This window comes from Pseudoduganella sp. GCM10020061, from assembly GCF_042683405.1.
Lineage (GTDB): Bacteria > Pseudomonadota > Gammaproteobacteria > Burkholderiales > Burkholderiaceae_D > Telluria.
Genome location: NZ_JBHUJS010000010.1, coordinates 221,169 through 239,062, shown reverse-complemented (window position 1 = coordinate 239,062; position 17,894 = coordinate 221,169). Strand labels below are relative to the sequence as shown.

At 65.9% G+C, this 17,894-nt stretch carries 14 protein-coding genes; 8 read left to right on the top strand and 6 right to left on the bottom strand.

Annotated features, from left to right (window positions below):
• Positions 1 to 32 precede the first annotated feature (32 nt).
• The 6 genes from ACFSQR_RS14175 to puuE all read right to left on the bottom strand — a co-directional run bounded on the left by ACFSQR_RS14175 (position 33) and on the right by puuE (position 8,712).
• Positions 33 to 1,502: an adenosine deaminase gene (locus tag ACFSQR_RS14175; RefSeq protein WP_377730547.1), complete on the bottom strand. Its 1,470-nt coding sequence runs from the start codon at positions 1,500 to 1,502 to the stop codon at positions 33 to 35.
• Between the two features lie 10 nt (positions 1,503 to 1,512).
• A complete protein-coding gene (gene guaD, locus ACFSQR_RS14170; RefSeq protein ID WP_377730545.1) occupies positions 1,513 to 2,829 on the bottom strand; it encodes a guanine deaminase in 1,317 nt (438 codons plus the stop codon).
• 39 nt (positions 2,830 to 2,868) lie between these two features.
• Entirely contained in the window at positions 2,869 to 3,870 is a 1,002-nt protein-coding gene (xdhC, locus tag ACFSQR_RS14165; protein ID WP_377730544.1) for a xanthine dehydrogenase accessory protein XdhC, read from the bottom strand.
• Positions 3,870 to 6,197 carry a xanthine dehydrogenase molybdopterin binding subunit gene (gene xdhB / locus ACFSQR_RS14160; protein ID WP_377730543.1) on the bottom strand — a complete coding sequence of 776 codons (2,328 nt, stop codon included), beginning with the start codon at positions 6,195 to 6,197 and terminating at the stop codon, positions 3,870 to 3,872. The genes xdhC and xdhB overlap by 1 nt, the downstream gene beginning before the upstream one ends.
• Complete coding sequence (gene xdhA / locus ACFSQR_RS14155; protein WP_377730541.1) at positions 6,194 to 7,675, bottom strand: xanthine dehydrogenase small subunit; 1,482 nt, start codon at positions 7,673 to 7,675, stop codon at positions 6,194 to 6,196. The genes xdhB and xdhA overlap by 4 nt, the downstream gene beginning before the upstream one ends.
• A 95-nt stretch (positions 7,676 to 7,770) precedes the next feature.
• Complete coding sequence (puuE, locus tag ACFSQR_RS14150; RefSeq protein ID WP_377730540.1) at positions 7,771 to 8,712, bottom strand: allantoinase PuuE; 942 nt, start codon at positions 8,710 to 8,712, stop codon at positions 7,771 to 7,773.
• Between the two features lie 95 nt (positions 8,713 to 8,807).
• Here puuE and uraH point away from each other — a divergent pair, with 95 nt between their 5' ends.
• The 8 genes from uraH (at position 8,808) to coaE (ending at position 17,847) form a co-directional block, all read left to right on the top strand.
• Positions 8,808 to 9,161 (top strand): hydroxyisourate hydrolase, encoded by a 354-nt coding sequence (gene uraH, locus ACFSQR_RS14145; protein WP_377730539.1) that lies wholly within the window; start codon positions 8,808 to 8,810, stop codon positions 9,159 to 9,161.
• Positions 9,162 to 9,176: 15 nt separating this feature from the next.
• Positions 9,177 to 9,737 carry an ATP-dependent Clp protease proteolytic subunit gene (locus tag ACFSQR_RS14140; protein ID WP_377730537.1) on the top strand — a complete coding sequence of 187 codons (561 nt, stop codon included), beginning with the start codon at positions 9,177 to 9,179 and terminating at the stop codon, positions 9,735 to 9,737.
• An 87-nt stretch (positions 9,738 to 9,824) separates the two neighbouring features.
• Positions 9,825 to 11,114 (top strand): HlyC/CorC family transporter, encoded by a 1,290-nt coding sequence (locus ACFSQR_RS14135; protein ID WP_377730535.1) that lies wholly within the window; start codon positions 9,825 to 9,827, stop codon positions 11,112 to 11,114.
• Between the two features lie 196 nt (positions 11,115 to 11,310).
• Positions 11,311 to 13,005 carry a type IV-A pilus assembly ATPase PilB gene (gene pilB / locus ACFSQR_RS14130; RefSeq protein ID WP_377730534.1) on the top strand — a complete coding sequence of 565 codons (1,695 nt, stop codon included), beginning with the start codon at positions 11,311 to 11,313 and terminating at the stop codon, positions 13,003 to 13,005.
• 8 nt (positions 13,006 to 13,013) lie between these two features.
• Complete coding sequence (locus ACFSQR_RS14125) at positions 13,014 to 14,228, top strand: type II secretion system F family protein (protein WP_377730533.1); 1,215 nt, start codon at positions 13,014 to 13,016, stop codon at positions 14,226 to 14,228.
• 65 nt (positions 14,229 to 14,293) lie between these two features.
• Positions 14,294 to 16,258 carry an acyltransferase family protein gene (locus tag ACFSQR_RS14120; protein ID WP_377730532.1) on the top strand — a complete coding sequence of 655 codons (1,965 nt, stop codon included), beginning with the start codon at positions 14,294 to 14,296 and terminating at the stop codon, positions 16,256 to 16,258.
• Positions 16,259 to 16,310: 52 nt separating this feature from the next.
• Positions 16,311 to 17,177 carry a prepilin peptidase gene (locus tag ACFSQR_RS14115; RefSeq protein WP_377730531.1) on the top strand — a complete coding sequence of 289 codons (867 nt, stop codon included), beginning with the start codon at positions 16,311 to 16,313 and terminating at the stop codon, positions 17,175 to 17,177.
• Between the two features lie 22 nt (positions 17,178 to 17,199).
• A complete protein-coding gene (gene coaE, locus ACFSQR_RS14110; protein WP_377730530.1) occupies positions 17,200 to 17,847 on the top strand; it encodes a dephospho-CoA kinase in 648 nt (215 codons plus the stop codon).
• The last annotated feature ends 47 nt before the right edge of the window (positions 17,848 to 17,894 follow it).

The window sequence follows — 17,894 nt, the reverse complement described above, 5'->3', positions numbered from 1 at the left end:
CGCTGTCAATACGCCCTCGCCCCGGCGACGGACTACTTTTTCGCGGAGAGGGCCGCCATGTCGGCCTCGAACCTTGCGAAGCGCTGGTCCAGCTGGCGCGTCAGCCGGTCTTTTTCCGCCTTCGGCAGGAAGGCGTAGCGGATGCCGTTGTAGGAGGCCTTTTTTACTTCGGCGTAGCTGGGCTGGTAGCGGCTGGCGAACAGCACGTATTCCCTGGTCAGCGTGTGGCGGGTGACGCCCGTGTCGTCGGTGGAGATCACGAACGGCACGCCGAACTTGCGGTACAGGAGGATCGGATGGTCCTGTCCCTTGACGCCGTTGATGAACTCATTGCTGGTCAGGTTGATCTCGACCGGGATATCCTTCTCGCGCATCGCCTTCATGATTTCCGGCGCGCGCAATTCGTGCGCCAGGTCGATGCCATGGCCGATGCGGTCGGCGCCGGCCACGTGGATGGCCTGGTCGATGTGGAAGCGCAGGCCTTCGGGCGGCACCATGCCGAGCGACAGCTCGCCCGCATGCAGCGAGGTTTTCACTTCAGGGTACTGCGCCTTCAGGAAGCGGAACATCTTCATGTGCAGCGCATAGTCGCGCATCGACACGGCCGTGTTCTCGGCGCCGACGATATTCACGCCGACGATCAGGCCGCCGCTCTGGCGCGCCGACTTGAACGCACCGAGCATCGACGAGAACACTTGCGACGGCTGCAGCAGGCGCAGCACGTAGGTCTGGTAGCGCATGGTGAAGTTGGCGTCGTCGATACCGGCGCTCGATGCCTTCACGTTGTTGACGAAATCGTTGACGCGCGCGTTGAAGGCCGCGTCCTGCTCCAGCTTCGCCGCGAAGGCGGCCAGGTGGTCCGCCACCATCTTCTCGTCGCTGCCCGCTTCCAGCACGGCGGCATCCCACGCGGTGTCCTGGACCAGCGGCGCCGACTTGAACTGGGTTTCGATATAGGAGACGTTCTCCTCGATGGCGCGCTGCTTCAGGGTGCGCAGGCCTTCGTTGAAGTTGGAGTTCGACACCGGGCCGAAGTAGCCGAAGGTTTCGAAGAACGCGCGGTCCGGCGGCGGCTGCACCGCGCCGTGGTTATCGAAGTCCTTGGTCGACCAGCGCTGCAGCATCTCGCGGTAGCTGTAGTCGTCCCGGATCATCTCCTGGGTCGACAGGCAGACCCGCTCCTTCGCCGGCAGGGCGCGCTGCGACTCCACCACGGCCTTGTCGGTTTCGATGCGGTAGGTCTGCTTGTTGACGCAGTAGCCCATCTTGTCGACCCACTCGAGGTACTGCTCGGCGTAGATCGAGCCCGAATAATGGTGGTGCAGGTCGCCGCCCTTGGGCATGCGGGTAAAGAACATCGTCAGGCCCGCCAGGTTCGGCTGGCCCTGGACCAGCGCCGCGTAATGACGCGCGGTGGCCGCCTCGTTGGCCTTCGGCGAAGCCGCCGCCGCGCTGCCGGCAAACGCCGCCGCGACCATCAGGCCGATCAATGTCTTTTGCATGGCTTGTCTTTCAGTTCGTTGGTGTGCGCTCGTGGACCAGCGTACCGGCTGCATAGGTGGCCGCGATGGCGCGGTCGTCGCCAAGCAGCGCCAGCGCAAACAGCTGTTCTTCGAGCGAACCGCATTGCGCGCTGCGGCGTTCCAGCAGCGGCGTGCACTTCGGGTCGAGCACCACGAAGTCGGCTTCCGCTCCGGTGACGAAGCTGCCGACCGTGCCTTCGAGCTGCATGCTGCGCGCAGCGCCGAGCGTGGCCAGGTAGAACATGCGAATGGCTGGCAGGTAGCTGCCTTTCAGTCGCGCTACTTTATAGGCTTCATTCATCGTTTGCAACATCGAGAAGGACGTGCCCGCCCCCACGTCGGTCGCCAGCGCCATCGGCACACGGTGGCGGGTGGCCATCTCGAAATCGAACAGCCCACTGCCCAGGAACAGGTTGGAGGTCGGGCAGGTCACGGCCGTGGAACCGGTGGCGGCGATGGCCGCGAAGTCGTCGTCGTCCAGCCAGATGCAGTGGCCGAACAGCGAGCGCGGACGCATCAGGCCGAAGTGCTCGTACACGCCCAGGTAGCTGCGCGCATCCGGGTACAGCTCGCGCACCCAGCGGCACTCGTCCGGGTTTTCGGAGACGTGGGTCTGGATGAAGGTGTCGGGATACGCCATGGCCAGTTCGCCGGCCAGCCGCAACTGCGCCTCGGTGGAAGTGGGCGCGAAGCGCGGCGTGATCGCATACATGGCGCGGCCGTTGTTTTGCCACTTGCGGATCAGCTCCTCGGTGTCGCGCGCGCCCTGCTCCGCCGTGTCGCACAGGAAGGCAGGGCAGTTACGGTCCATCAGCACCTTGCCTGCGGCCATGCGCAGCCTGCGCTTTGCGGCCGCCTCGAAAAATGCATCGACCGATGCGCGGTGCACGGTGCAGTAAACAACGGCCGTCGTGGTCCCGCAGCGCAGCAGCTCGTCGAGGAAGAACCCGGCGACTTCGCTGCCATGCGCCGGGTCCTCGAACTTGCGCTCGGTCGGGAAGGTATAGCTCTCGAGCCACGGCAGCAGTCCGGGCGCGGGCGAGGCGATCATGTCCAGCTGCGGATAGTGCACGTGGGCGTCGATGAAGCCCGGCGAGATGATCTTGCCGCGGTAGTCGCGCACCGCCACGCCCGGCGGCAGCGTGCGCACCAGTGCGTCGTAGTCGCCGGCGGCACGCACGCGGCCGTCCTCCACCACCAGCAGGCCGTCCTCGTGCCATGCATAGGCGTCCTCGGTATAGGCCGGGTCGTCGCTAAAGTGCAGCAAGCTGGCACGGTAAGCTTGCACGTTGTGTGCTGTTTGCATCTGAGATGAATTCCGTTATGGCGGGGAGACCCTCGCCGTTCAAGCCGCAGCTGATAAATCGATAAAGGCAGGGGCAGTCCCCGTCGATTGCGACTCCCACACCGCGAGGAGCTGGGCGCAGACGGAGGCGGCAATCACTGCCGGCTCCTTGCCGGTAATGCCGGGCATGCCGATCGGGCATGCCAACGCGTCGATGCGCGCCCGTTCGACCCCGCGCGCCAGTAGCCGCCGCTCGAACTGGACACGCTTGGTCTTCGAGCCGATCAGGCCAAACCAGCCCACGCCGGGCCGCGATAATATCGCCTCCGCCAGGCGCTGGTCCAGTGCGTGGCTGTGGGTCATGACAAGATAACAGGATCCGCCGGGCGCTTGCGCCACGATGCACTCCGGCGTGTCGGTCGCTTCGATGCGCACGTTCGCGGGAACCGCAGCGGGAAACAGGTCGTCGCGTTCGTCCACCCAGGTGACCGTGCATGGCAACGGGGCCAGCGCCCGGACCAGCGCGGCGCCGACATGGCCGGCGCCGAACAGGACCAGGTGCGCACGCGGGGCCTGCAGCCGGTGGACCAGCCAGCGGCGCCCGTCGCGGTCCTGCATCAGGTGGGTGCCACGGCCGGTCGCGAACACGGGCGCTTCCGCGCGGCCGTCCAGCGGCTGGTAGTCGGGCCCGCACAATGTCCAGTCGGGCGCACCGTCGAAGGCGACCAGCCGCCAGGTGTCCTTGCCTGTGCGCGCGGCCAGTGCCAGCGCCTGTTCCTGCGCCACCGCCTCGAAGGCCAGGTGCACCACGCCGCCGCAGCACTGCCCCAGCCCGGGGCCGAGCGCAAAACGTTCGATGTGCCGTTCACGCCCCTGCCGTAGCATGTCGCGCGCGATTTCGGTCGCCTTCAACTCCAGGTGGCCGCCTCCGATCGTCCCCGACAGCCAGGCTTCGCCGACCAGCATGGCGGCGCCAGGCTCGCGCGGGACCGATCCTTCCGCCGCGGCGACCGTTACCGCGACAAACGGACCCGCGCCGGCGGCTTCGAGCCAGGCGTCCATCACGCGGCCTTTGCCTCGACGGCGGCTACTGCGTCGAGGATCGCCTCGCACGTGGCCGGCGCGTTCAGCGGCGGATTTACCTTGTGCCTGCCCACCGCCGACACGGCGTCGCGAATCGCGAAGAACACCGAGAACGGCAGCAGCAGCGGCGGCTCGCCCACGGCCTTGGAGCGGTGGATCGAATCGGTGGCGTTGGCGTTGTCGAACAGCGCCACACGGAAGTCGTGCGGGCAATCCGAGATGGCGGGGATCTTGTACGTCGATGGCGCGTGCGTCATCAGCCTGCCCTCGCCGTTCCACCACAGCTCCTCGGTCGTGAGCCAGCCCATGCCCTGGATGAAGGCGCCCTCCACCTGGCCGATGTCGATCGCGGGATTGAGCGAGCGGCCCGCGTCGTACAACACGTCGGCGCGCAGCAGCTTCCATTCGCCGGTCAGCGTATCGACCACCACTTCGGCGACCGCCGCGCCGTAGGCGAAATAGGAGAACGGATTGCCGTTCATGGTCTTCGGGTTCCAGTGCAGGCCCGGCGTGGCATAGAAGCCGTCCGACCATAGCTGGACCCGCGCCAGATAGGCCTTCTGCACCAGCTCGGGGAACGGGATGCAGTTCCCGTTCACGTGCACCGCGTCGTCCGCGAAGCGCACCGCCGCCGCGTCGCCGCCGTACATCGTGGCGGCGAATTCCGCGAGCCGCAGGCGGATCTTGCGGGCCGCATCCTGCGCCGCCTTGCCGTTCAGGTCCGCGCCGGTGGACGCGGCGGTAGCGGAGGTATTGGCGACCTTGCTGGTGTCGGTCGCGCTGATGCGCACGTGCGCCATGTCCACGCCCAGCTCGTGCGCCACGCACTGCATCACCTTGGTGTTGATGCCCTGCCCCATCTCGGTGCCACCATGGTTGACCAGCACCGAGCCGTCCACGTACACGTGCACCAGCGCGCCGGCCTGGTTCAGGTGCGTGACATTGAACGCGATGCCGAACTTGACCGGGGTGAGCGCCAGTCCCTTCTTGAGCACCGGGCTGGCGCGGTTGAACTCCGCAATCGCCGCGCGCCGCGCGCGGTAGCCGCTGTCCTGTTCCAGCTGCGCCACCAGTTCGTGGATGACGTTGTCGCTGACCACCTGGCCGTACGGCGTGACGTTGTTGGTGTCGCGGCCGTAGAAGTTCACGCGGCGCACATCCAGCGCGTCCATGCCGAGGTTGCGCGCGATCTCGTCGATCACGTATTCGATGGCGATTGCGCCCTGCGGGCCGCCGAAGCCGCGAAACGCGGTATTGGACTGGGTATTGGTCTTGCCGCAGGCCGCGCGGATCTCCACGTCGGACAGGTAGTAGGTGTTATCGAAGTGGCAGACCGCGCGCGTCGCGACGGGCCCCGACAGGTCCGCCGAATAGCCCGCGCGGGAGACCATGTCCACCCTGGCGGCCACGATGCGGCCATCGGCCTCGTAGCCGACTTCGTACTCGTAATGGAAGCAGTGGCGCTTGCCCGTGACCAGCATGTCGTCGTCGCGGTCCGCGCGCAGCTTGACCGGGCGCCCGAGCTTTGCCGCCGCGATGGCGGAAGCGGCGCACCACAATGCCGACTGCGATTCCTTGCCGCCGAAGCCGCCGCCCATGCGCCGGCACTCCACCGTCACGTGGTGCGAATGCAGCCCCAGCGCGTGCGCGACGACGTGCTGCATCTCGCTCGGATGCTGGGTCGAGCACTGCACCAGCATCCCCCTGTCCTCGCGCGGAATCGCATAGGCGATCTGGCCTTCGAGGTAAAACTGCTCCTGGCCGCCCACATACAACTCGCCCTTGACCTTGTGCGGCGCGCGTTCGAACGCCGCCTGGCAGTCGCCGCGCTCCAGCTTCATCGGCGGCAGCACGAACGACCCGGCGGCGCGCGCGGCCTGCGGGGTCAGGATGGCGGGCAGGTCTTCGTAGTCGACCCGGGCGAGCCGCGCGGCGCGGCGCGCGTTGTCGTGCGTATCGGCGACCACGATGAACATGGGCTGGCCGACGTACTGCACCAGGCCGTCCGCGAAGATCGGGTCGTCATGGATGATCGGCCCGCAATCGTTCAGGCCCGGGATGTCCTGCGCGGTGAACACCGCCACGACGCCGCGGCTGGCGCGTACCGCCGCCAGGTCGATCGAAGCGAAACGCGCGTGCGGGCGGGTGGACAGGCCGAGTGCCGCGTGCAGCGTGCCCTGCACCTCGGGGATGTCGTCGGTATAGGTGGCCTGGCCAAGCACATGCAGAGCGGCCGATTCGTGCGGACGCGCGACACCGACGGCGGTCCATGCATTGGCCAGTTCGGGCGCGGTGGGCTGGTTCATGCGGCCTCCCCTTGCGCCGCGGCGGCTGCGAATGCGTTGACCGCGGCTGCCGGCAGCGGCGCGTCGGCGCGCGTCTCCAGCCAGAAGCGGCGCAGCAGGTTCTGCGCCGCCCGCAGGCGGTAGCTTGCGCTGGCGCGCATGTCGCTGAGCGGCTGGTAATCCTGGGCAAGGGCCTGCATGGCCTCGCGCAGCGCGTCCCCGGTCCAGGCGCGGCCGCGCAGCGCGGTTTCGGCTGCGGCAGCGCGCTTTGGCGTGGCGGCCATGCCGCCGAACGCGATGCGCGCGTCGCGCACCGTATCGCCGTCCAGTTCGAGCGCGAACGCCGCGCACACGGCCGAGATGTCCTGGTCGAAGCGCTTGGCGAGCTTATAGGTGCGGAACACGACGCCGGCGCGCGGCAAGGGGATGCGCACCCCTTGCACGAACTCGCCCGGCTGCAGGTCCTTTTTCTGGTAGCCGAGGTAGAAGTCTTCCAGCGCCAGCACGCGCTGCCCCGCCGGCCCGTACAGCACCACCTGCGCGCCCAGTGCGATCAGCCACGGCATCGAGTCGCCGATGGGCGAACCGTTGGCGACATTGCCGCCCAGCGTGCCCGTATTGCGGATCGGGAGCGAGGCGAAGCGTTGCCACATCTCCCCCAGCTGCGGGTAATGGGCGCAGGCGGCGGCATAGGCATCATTCAGTGTGACGGCGGCGCCGATGGCGAGCATGCCCTCGCCTTCCGTGATGGTCTTCAGTTCGGCCACGTTGCCGAGGTAGACGATGTCGCCCAGCTCGCGCATCTGCTTGGTCACCCACAACCCGACGTCGGTGGAGCCGGCCAGCAGCGTGGCCTGCGGCTTGTCCGCGCGCAGCCGTGCCAGTTCGGCGAGCGTGCGCGGCGCGTGGAAGGTGCTGCGGCCGTCGGTGTAAGTGAGCGCTTCCGCGCGCGCGATGCCGCCCAGCTGCCGGAGTACGGCGTCGCTGTCGAACGGCACCGGGGGCAGCTCGCCCATGCGCATGGCGGCATCGATGATCGGGCGGTAGCCGGTGCAGCGGCACAGGTTGCCCGACAGCGCGTCGTCGACCTGGCACCTTGAGGGAGCGCGCCCGTCCTGCTTGAGGTACATGCCCCACAGCGACATGACGAAGCCTGGCGTGCAGAAGCCGCACTGCGAGCCGTGGCATTCGACCATCGCCTGCTGGACCGGATGCAGGGAACCGTCCGGCTGCTGCAGGTCCTCGACCGTAAACAGCGCCTTGCCGTCGAGCGCAGGGAGGAACTGGATGCAGGCATTCACCGCCTTCATCGCCAGCTCGCCGTTTTCGCTGGAGCCGACCACCACGGTGCAGGCGCCGCAGTCGCCCTCGGCGCAGCCTTCCTTGGTGCCGGTGCAATGCAGATCCTCGCGCAGGTGCTGGAGCACGGTGCGCGTGGGCGCCGCGCCCGTCACCTCATGTACAGCGCCGCGGTAGAAAAATCGAATCGGTTCTGACATTGTCGCCTCGGCTCTATCCCAGCCTGCAAGGTTAACACCTGCCCCTCAGGCAACTATATTCACACGGCGATGTCCGTTATCAGGCCTCGGACATATCATGTCGGCGCCGGATGCGTGGTGCGCCAGTGCTCTGCGATATCGATGCGGCGCGTGATCCATACGTCCTCATGCCCCTGGATGTAATCGAGGAAGCGCGCCAGCGCCGCCGCGCGCGCCGGCCGCCCGACCAGCCGGCAGTGCAGCCCGACCGACAGCATCTTCGGGCGGTCCAGGCCGTCCGGATCGCCTTCTCTATATAGTACGTCGAATGCGTCCTTCAGGTAGTCGAAGAACTGGGTACCGGAATTGAAGCCCTGCATGGCGGCGAAACGCATGTCGTTGGTGTCCAGGGTGTAAGGGACGACCAGTTGCTGGCGGGTCCGACCATCGCTGCACGCCACCGGGGTCCAGAACGGCAGGTCGTCGCCGTAATGGTCGGCGTCGTAGGCAAAGCCGCCGTGCTCGACCACCAGCCGGCGCGTGTTGGGCGAGTCGCGCCCGGTGTACCAGCCGCGCGGCGCCTCGCCGGTCAGCTCGCGGATGATCTGCACCGCTTCCTGCATATGGGCGCGCTCGGTGTCCTCGTCCATGTTCTGGTAGGAGATCCAGCGCAGGCCGTGGCAGGCGATCTCGTGGCCCAGCTCGCGGAATGCGGCGACCGCCTCCGGGTTGCGCCTGAGCGCCATCGACACGCCGAACACCGTGAGCGGCAGCTTGCGCTCCTCGAACATGCGCAGCAGGCGCCACAGGCCGGCGCGCGAACCGTACTCGTAGATCGATTCCATGCTCATGTGCCGCATCGGGAACGCCTGCGCACCGATGATCTCCGACAGGAAGGTTTCCGACGCGGGGTCGCCATGCAGCACGCAGTTCTCCGCGCCTTCCTCATAGTTGAGGACGAACTGGACCGCAATGCGCGCCCTGCCCGGCCAGCGCGCGTGCGGAGGAGTGGGGCCGTAGCCGACCAGGTCGCGGGGATAGTTCTCGTAGCTGTTCATGTTCCGGGCGCAGGATGAAATGTATATGGGTTATCTTATATTGCAACAAGCACATCGGTATATCATCCGCCACATACGGACATATGGGAAATACCATGGGAAAACTTAGCACGCATGTGCTTGATACGGCGCAAGGGAAACCGGCGGCCGGCGTGGCGGTCGAGCTGTACGCAGTCGAGGCAGGCCAGCGCCGCCTGCTCAAGTCGGCCAGCACCAACGGCGACGGGCGCTGCGACGCGCCGCTGCTGGAGGGCGAGTCGCTGCGCACCGGACAGTACGAACTGGTGTTCGCGGCGGGCGACTATTTCGCCGCGCAGGGCGTGAAGCTGGCCGAGCCGCGCTTCATCGACCGCGTCACGATTGCGTTCGGGATCGCGGACGCCGCACAGAACTACCACGTACCATTGGTTGTCACGCCATGGTCGTACTCCACCTACCGGGGGAGCTAATTTCGGAGGCTTGCAATGTCGCTGCACATCATTCACTTCATCGGGCCGATCAACCACAACTCGGTGTGCACGATCCGTAACCTCTGCCTGCAGGCGCTGCAAAGCGGCGCCAGCGAACTGGAGCTGCACATGTCCACCGAAGGCGGCAACATGACGGCCGGCTTCGCGCTGTATTTCTTCCTCAAGTCGCTGCCGCTGCCGCTGACGACTTACAACGTCGGCAGCGTCGAATCGGTCGGCGTGGTGATTTTCCTCGCCGGGCAAAAGCGCTATGCCTGTCCCGGCACGCGCTTCCTCGTGCATCCGCTGCACTGGGGCTTCGGCAGCCTGGTGGCGGCCGACCATTCGCGCGTTTCCGAGTGGCGCGACTGCCTGGACTTCGACGCGGAACGCTATGCCATGATCTTCGATGCGGCAACCGCGCATGCGCCGGAGCCGCAGGACATCCGGACCAACCTGTGCGGCAATGCGCGGCTGTTCACCGCCGATGAGGCCAAGCTCGCGGGGATCATCCATGAGGCGCAGCAGGCCAAGCTGCCCAAGATGGGGGCCACATCGCACTGGTGGAACGGGTAGGCGACTGTCCGCGCCGGCCGCTGGGCGGCAGTACCGCCACCCTTTTTCGGCTAGAATTGAAGCGTTTCTTACAACACTCTTTGCGCTTTGGATAACGTTCCGATAGGAGTGCTGGTCGCGGCACTAATCCTGCTGTTGCTGCTGTCGGCCTTCTTCGCCATGGTCGAAACAGCGCTCATGGCAGCCAACAAGTACCGCTTGCGCCACCTCGCCAAACGCGGCAGCACGCAGGCCCGCACCACGGTCTGGCTGCTCGACCATGCGGACAAGCTCCTGTCCGTCATCCTGATCGCCAACACGGTCACCAACGCGCTGGCCGTGGCGCTGGTGGCATCGCTCGCCATCATGTATTTCGGCCCGGACCAGGGCGCGATCGCCGCATCTACCGCCGCCATAGCCTTCCTCATCATCGTGTTTGCCGAGGTGACGCCGAAGGCGCTGGGCGCGGCGTACCCCGAAGCCATCGCGCTGCCCACCTCCGTCATCCTCAAGCCGCTGGTGACGCTGCTCAAGCCGGTCGCGTGGTTCGTCAACCTGTTCGTCACCGGCCTGCTCGCGCTGCTGGGCGTGCGCCGGCCGGACCGCGCCAGCCAGCAGCAGATGACGCCGGACGAGTTGCGCTCGATCGTGCTGGAGGCCGGCGCCTTCATCCCGCAAAAGCACAAGAGCATCCTGCTCAACCTGTTCGACCTGGAAAAGATCGCGATCGACGACATCATGACCCCGCGTGCGCAGATCGAAGCGCTGAACCTGGCCGTGCCGGTCGAGGACATCCTGGACCAGCTGACCACCTGCTACCACAACAAGCTGCCGGTGTATGAGGGAGAGATCAACCGCGTGATCGGCATCCTGCATGTGCGCAATGCCGTGGCCCTGTTGAACGAAGCGGACGAACTGACGGTCGAACACTTCCGCGCGCTGCTGTCGGAGCCGTATTTCATCCCGCCGGACACGGACGTGTTCACCCAGCTGCAGTACTTCCAGGAGAACCGCGAGCGGCTGGCCATCATCGTCGACGAGTACGGCGAGGTGCAGGGCCTGGTGACGCTGGACGACATCATCGAAGAGATGGTGGGCGACTTCACCACCAGCACGCCGTCAGCGGCGCGCGCCGAGAGCTTCGATTGGGACGACAATGGCGAATGCCTGCTCGAAGGCACCACGGCGCTGCGCGAAGTGAACAAGCGCCTGGGCCTGGATTTTCCGCTGGACGGGCCGAAAACGCTCAACGGCCTGTTGCTGGAACAGCTGCAGGACATCCCGGAAGCGCCAATCTGCATGAAAGTGGCGCAATGCGTGATCGAAGTCGTGAAGGTCCAGAACCAGTCGATTAAAGTTGTTAAGCTCATCAGGAGCGTTAATAAAAGACACAGATAACGTGGCGAACAGGAGAAATGCCCCGTGATTTGTGCGCTGTCCTGAGGTACAAACACTTTACAAAACAGGATACCAAAGGCATGATCGACGGCAACTATTGGGGCAGCATAGCCTGCGCCGTTTCTGTTCGTCCCTCGTTTTCTAACCGCGTTGACCTATGGCTGCAGTCCTACCCAGTTCCGCAACGAGCGCCCCGATGCCGGGGCTGGCTCGCGCACTGGTGCAGGCCGGACGCCTGACCGCGCAGCAGGCCGACGCCGTCGTCAAGCAGGCAGCGGCCGACAAACTCCCTTTTATTGACGCGCTGCTGGCCGGCGGGACGATCGACGCGCGCCAGCTGGCAGTGTTCTGCTCCGAGACCTTCGGCTACCCGCTGGTCGAGCCGGCGGCCCTGAACCTGGCCGCGCTGCCGCAGAAAGCGATCGACGAAAAGCTGGTGCTCGGGCAGCGCGTGATCGCGCTGGCCAAGCGCGGCAACAAACTGTCGGTGGCGATCTCGGACCCGACCAATATGCAGGCGCTGGACCAGATCAAGTTCCAGAGCGAGTCTTCGGTCGAGCCGGTGATCGTGCCGCATGACGCGCTGCTCAAGCTGCTGTCGCAGATCGCCAAGAGCGCGGAACAGAGCCTGAACGAACTGGTCGGCGACGAATCGGAGATCCAGTTCGCGGAAGAGGAAGCGCCGCCCGACGCTGCGGCCGAGGCGGGCGCCAACGAGGTCGAAGACGCGCCGATCGTCAAGTTCCTCAACAAGATCCTGATGGATGCGCTGAACCTGGGCGCATCGGACATCCACTTCGAGCCGTTCGAAAAGTTCTACCGCATCCGCCTGCGCGTCGACGGCGTGCTGCGCGAGCACGCGCAGCCGCCGGTCGCGATCAAGGAAAAACTGGTCTCGCGCATCAAGGTGCTGGCCAAGCTGGACATCTCCGAGAAGCGCATCCCCCAGGACGGGCGCATGCGCCTGATCGTCTCCCCGACCAAGACGGTGGACTTTCGCGTCTCCACGCTGCCCACGCTGTTCGGCGAAAAGACCGTCATGCGTATCCTCGACGCGACCCAGGCCCAGATGGGCATCGACGCGCTGGGCTACGACCCGCGCCAGAAGGAACTGCTGCTCGAAGCCATCCAGCGCCCGTACGGCATGGTGCTGGTAACCGGGCCGACCGGCTCGGGCAAGACGGTGTCGCTGTACACCTGCCTGAACGTCCTGAACAAGCCGGGCATCAACATCTCGACCGCGGAAGACCCGGCCGAGATCAACCTGCCCGGCGTGAACCAGGTGAACGTGAACGACAAGGCGGGCCTGACCTTCGCGGCCGCGCTGAAATCGTTCCTGCGCCAGGATCCGGACATCATCATGGTCGGCGAGATCCGCGACCTGGAGACCGCCGACATCGCGATCAAGGCCGCGCAGACCGGCCACATGGTGTTCTCCACCCTGCACACCAACGATGCGCCGTCCACGCTGACGCGCCTGATGAACATGGGCGTGGCCCCGTTCAACATCGCCTCCTCGGTCATCATGATCACGGCGCAGCGCCTCGCGCGGCGCCTGTGCGGCCAGTGCAAGCAGCCGCTTGAAACCAGCCGCGAGATCCTCGCCGCGGCCGGCTTCAAGGACGAAGAGCTGGACGGCTCGTGGACGCCCTACGGCCCTGTGGGCTGCGACCGCTGCAACGGACTTGGCTACAAGGGCCGGGTCGGCATCTACCAGATCATGCCGATCACCCCGGCCATCGAGCGGCTGATCCTCGCGCAAGGGAACTCCATGGAGATCGCCGCACAGGCTGAATCGGAAGGGGTCAACTCCCTGCGCCGCTCCGGCCTGATGAAAGTCATGCAGGGCCTGACCAGCCTTGAAGAAGTACTCGGCTGCACAAACGAATAGGAAACAGTATGGCGACGTCACGCGGTAAAGCCACAGACACCATGTACGCATGGGAAGGCAAGGACAGGAATGGCAAGACCGTGCGCGGCGAACTGCGGGCGGCCGGCGAGGCCGTGGTCAACGTCACCCTGCGCCGCCAGGGCATCATGGTCACCAAGGTCAAGAAGAAGGTGTACCGCAGCGGCAAGAAGGTGACGGACAAGGACATCACCATGTTCACGCGCCAGCTGGCGACCATGATGAAGGCCGGCGTGCCGCTGCTGCAGTCGTTCGACATCGTCGGCAAGGGCCACGCCAATCCGTCCATGTCCAAGCTGATCATGGACCTGCGCAACGACATCGAGACCGGCACCAGCCTGAACAACGCCTTCCGCAAGTATCCGCTCTACTTCGACCCGCTGTTCTGCAACCTGGTGGGCGCTGGCGAACAGGCCGGTATCCTGGAGGACCTGCTGACGCGCCTGGCGATTTATAAAGAGAAGACGCTTGCCCTCAAGGCCAAGATCAAGTCCGCGCTGACCTACCCGATCGCGATCCTGGCGATCGCGTTCATCGTCACTGCCGTCATCATGATCTGGGTGGTCCCGGCGTTCAAGTCGGTGTTCGAGAGCTTTGGCGCGGACCTGCCTGCGCCGACCGTGTTCGTGATGAACCTGTCCGAGTTCTTCGTCGAATGGTGGTACCTGATCTTCGGCAGCATCTTCGGTGCGGTCTACTTCTTCTTCCAGGCCTGGCAGCGCTCGCCCGCGATGCAGCGCAAGATGGACATCCTGCTGCTCAAGGCGCCGGTGTTCGGTGACGTGATCCGCAAAGCCACGATCGCGCGCTGGACGCGCACCCTGGCGACCATGTTCGCGGCCGGCGTGCCGCTGGTCGAAGCGCTCGATTCGGTGGGCGGCGCCTCCGGCAACGCCGTGTACCTGGAAGCGACGCGCAAGATCCAGACCGAAGTCTCCACCGGCACCAGCCTGACCACCTCGATGCAGAACGTCGACGTGTTCCCGTCACTGGTGACGCAGATGGTGCAGATCGGCGAAGAATCGGGCGCGCTCGACTCCATGCTGGGCAAGGTGGCCGACTTCTACGAAGAAGAAGTGGACGAAGCCGTGAGCGCCCTGTCCTCGCTGATGGAGCCGATGATCATGGCGATCCTGGGCGTGCTGATCGGCGGCCTGGTGGTCGCGATGTACCTGCCGATCTTCAAACTGGGCTCGGTGGTCTGATCTATTGCTTTCGAGGCAATGTGCCATGCGATAATGCTGCGCCAATTCTTGTGCAGTCTTGACACATGCGCCTCGATCCGCAGACCTACAGCACGGCGCCCTCCACGGGCGCCGGCCACCTGAGCTACCGCCCCGACATCGACGGGCTGCGCGCGATTGCCGTGCTGGCCGTGGTGGTGTTCCACGCGTTCCCGGAATGGCTGCGCGGCGGCTTCGTCGGCGTCGACGTTTTCTTTGTCATCTCCGGCTTCCTGATCTCGACGATCCTGCTGGGCGCAATCGAAGACGGCAGCTTCAGCTTCACCGACTTCTACGCGCGGCGTGCGCGCCGCATCTTCCCGGCGCTGATCCTGGTGCTGGGCGCGAGCTTCGCGCTTGGCTGGATCGCCCTGCTGCCGGACGAACTGAAACAGCTCGGCAAGCACATCCTCGGCGGTGCCGGCTTCGTCGCCAACATCGTGCTGTGGAACGAAGTGGGCTACTACGACACTGCCGCCGCCACCAAACCGCTGCTGCACCTCTGGTCGCTCGGGATCGAAGAGCAGTTCTACATCTTCTGGCCGGTCCTCCTGCTGTTCGCGCACTGGCGCCGGATGCGCATGCTGCCAGTGATCCTGGTGCTCGCGGCAGCCTCGTTCGCGCTTAACGTCGCCGGCATCGCCAGGTACCACGACGCCACCTTCTACTCGCCTGCCAGCCGCATGTGGGAACTGCTGGCAGGCGCAGCGCTGGCATGGACCGGCCTGCACCGGCCGCAATGGCAGCAGGGCAGCGCCGGCGCGCGCAACGCCATGTCGGTGCTTGGCCTGGCGCTGGTGGCAGGTGGCGCGCTCGGCATCAGCGATGGCATCCACTTCCCCGGCTGGCTGGCGCTGCTGCCGGTGGGCGGCGCGGTGCTGCTGATCGCCGCCGGCCCGGATGCCCTGGTCAATCGCTACCTGCTTGGCAACCGCCTGCTGGTGTGGATTGGCCTGATCAGCTACCCGCTGTACCTGTGGCACTGGCCGCTGCTGTCGTTCGCCCACATCGTCGAGGCGCAGACGCCGGCGCCGGATGTGCGCGTGAAAGCGGTGCTGCTCAGTTTTGTGCTGGCCATCCTTACGTACTGGCTGGTGGAGCGCCCGCTGCGCGGCGGCGGCGCGCGGCACGCCAAGGTCGCGCTGCTGTGGGCGCTGCTTGCGGCAGTGGCGGGTCTCGGCTGGCACGCCTATTCGAAAGGCGGCTTCCCGGAGCGCCCTGCGTTGGCCCACAACGTCCAGAACAACAAGGAACTGGAGGTCTACGAGGACAAGCAGAACGTGGCCGCGTGCAAGGCGCGCTATGGCTTCGACGAAGTCACCGAGTACTGCCTGCAGGCCGATGCGAGCCGCGCGCCGACCGTCGCGCTGGTGGGCGACAGCCACGCCTACCACCTGAACGCGGGGTTGATGAAGCACTACAGCGCGGTAGGCGAGAACTTCGTGATGTTCGCGACCCGCTACCCGTTCTGGGGCCTGGACCCGCGCGGCGACGACTACCAGCGCGTCACCGATCCGGCGCTCGACATCGTGCTCAACACGCCGACCATCCATACCGTGATCATCTCCATGCACTGGTGGCTGACCCGCATCCCGATGGATCACGACCGCATCAACAAGGCGGCGGACGACACCCTGCGTCGCTTCATCGCCGCGGGCAAGCGCGTCATCTACGTGAACGTCACCCCGCGGATGGATTTCGAGCCGCGTTCCTGCATCCCGCGCGTGGCGGTGCCGAGCTCCGTGACGCGCACCCCGTGCGCCGTGCCGCGTGCCCAGGTCGAGCGGGAGACCGCCGAACACAACGCCATCCTCGGCGAACTGCTGAAGAAGCATCCCCAGGTCGAACTGTTCGACCCGATGCCCTACCTGTGCGACAGCCAGCTGTGCTGGGCAATGAAGGACGGCCGCCTGCTGTACCGCGACATGACCCACCTGACCTATACCGGGGACCTGTACATCGGCGAGAAGTTTTCGGAAGAACAGCGCCGACGCCATCCACAACAGCAGTGAAAGCGCCTACAATGAGCGCGTCGCAAGCAACCCCACCCGGGAACCCCCATCCATGTTCGAGTCCTTCCTGTTCGCGGCGCCGGCCAATGTTGGCGCCACCCTCTTCGTCGCGGTCTTCGGACTGCTGATCGGCAGCTTCCTCAACGTCGTCATCCACCGCCTGCCCAAGATGATGCAGCGCGACTCGGACAATTACGTCGCGCACGAAAGCGGCAAGGACCTGCCGCACCAGGACACCTACAACCTGATGACGCCGCGTTCGGCGTGCCCGAGCTGCGGGCACCGGATCACCGCCGCCGAGAACATTCCCGTCGTGAGCTGGCTCGCGCTGCGCGGCAAGTGCCGCGCCTGCAAGACCCCGATCTCTGCGCGCTACCCCGCCATCGAACTGCTCACCGCGGCCCTGTCCGCGCTGCTGGCCTGGAAGCTGGGCACCGGCGTTGCGGGCATGTCCGCGCTGCTGTTCGGCTGGCTCCTGATCGCGATGACCTTCATCGACGCCGACACGCAGCTGCTGCCGGACGACCTGACCTTCCCGCTGCTGTGGGCCGGCCTCCTGGTCAACATCAACGGCACCTTCGTGCCGCTGCAGGACGCTGTGATCGGCGCGGCGGCCGGCTACCTGGTGCTGTGGGCGGTGTACTGGCTGTTCAAGCTCGCCACCGGCAAGGAAGGCATGGGCTACGGCGACTTCAAGCTGCTGGCCGCGCTGGGCGCATGGCTCGGCTGGACCATGCTGCCGACGATCATCCTGCTGTCCTCCGTGGTTGGCGCCGTGGTCGGCATCAGCCTGATCGTCTTCACCAAGCGTGGCCGCGACAACCCGATCCCGTTCGGCCCCTACCTTGCTGCGGCGGGCTTCATCGCCATGCTGTGGGGCGCGCCGCTGGCCGCCTTCACGCAGCAGCTGGCGGGATAAGCTGCGCGCGCTGGCCACTGCCATGAGCGCTCCGCACACCACCGCATTCACGGTCGGCCTCACCGGCGGCATCGGCAGCGGCAAATCGCTGGTGGCGGACATGTTCGCCGCGCGCGGGGCCACCGTGGTCGACACCGACGCCATCGCGCATGCCATGACCGCACCGCACGGGCCGGCCATGCACCGCATCGAAGCCGAATTCGGCCGCGCCTACATCGCCGCGGACGGCTCGATGGACCGTGCGCGCATGCGCGAACTTGTATTTACCGATGCCGGCGCCAAACGGCGCCTCGAAGCCATCCTGCATCCGATGATCCGAGAAGCCGCGAATGCCGCCGCCGTGGTGGCGCAAGGCGCGTACACCATCTTCGCCGTGCCGCTGCTGGTCGAAGCGGGCGGCTGGCGCGAGCGTGTCGCGCGGGTGCTGGTGGTGGACTGCCCGGAAGCGCTGCAGGTACAGCGCGTCATGGCCCGCAACGGCCTGTCCGAGCAGCAGGTGCGCGCCATCATGGCCAACCAGGCCACCCGCGAGGCGCGGCAGGCGGCGGCCGACGACATCGTCGACAACAGCGGCAGCATCGACGACCTGGGGCCGCAAGTGGAGCGGCTGCACCAACAATATCTCGCATTTGCAGCGAAATTGGCCGCTGGGCCCATCGAGCGTTTGTAATTTTCCGACACTTGGTGGAAAATCACGTAGTTGTAGTCTGGCCACCA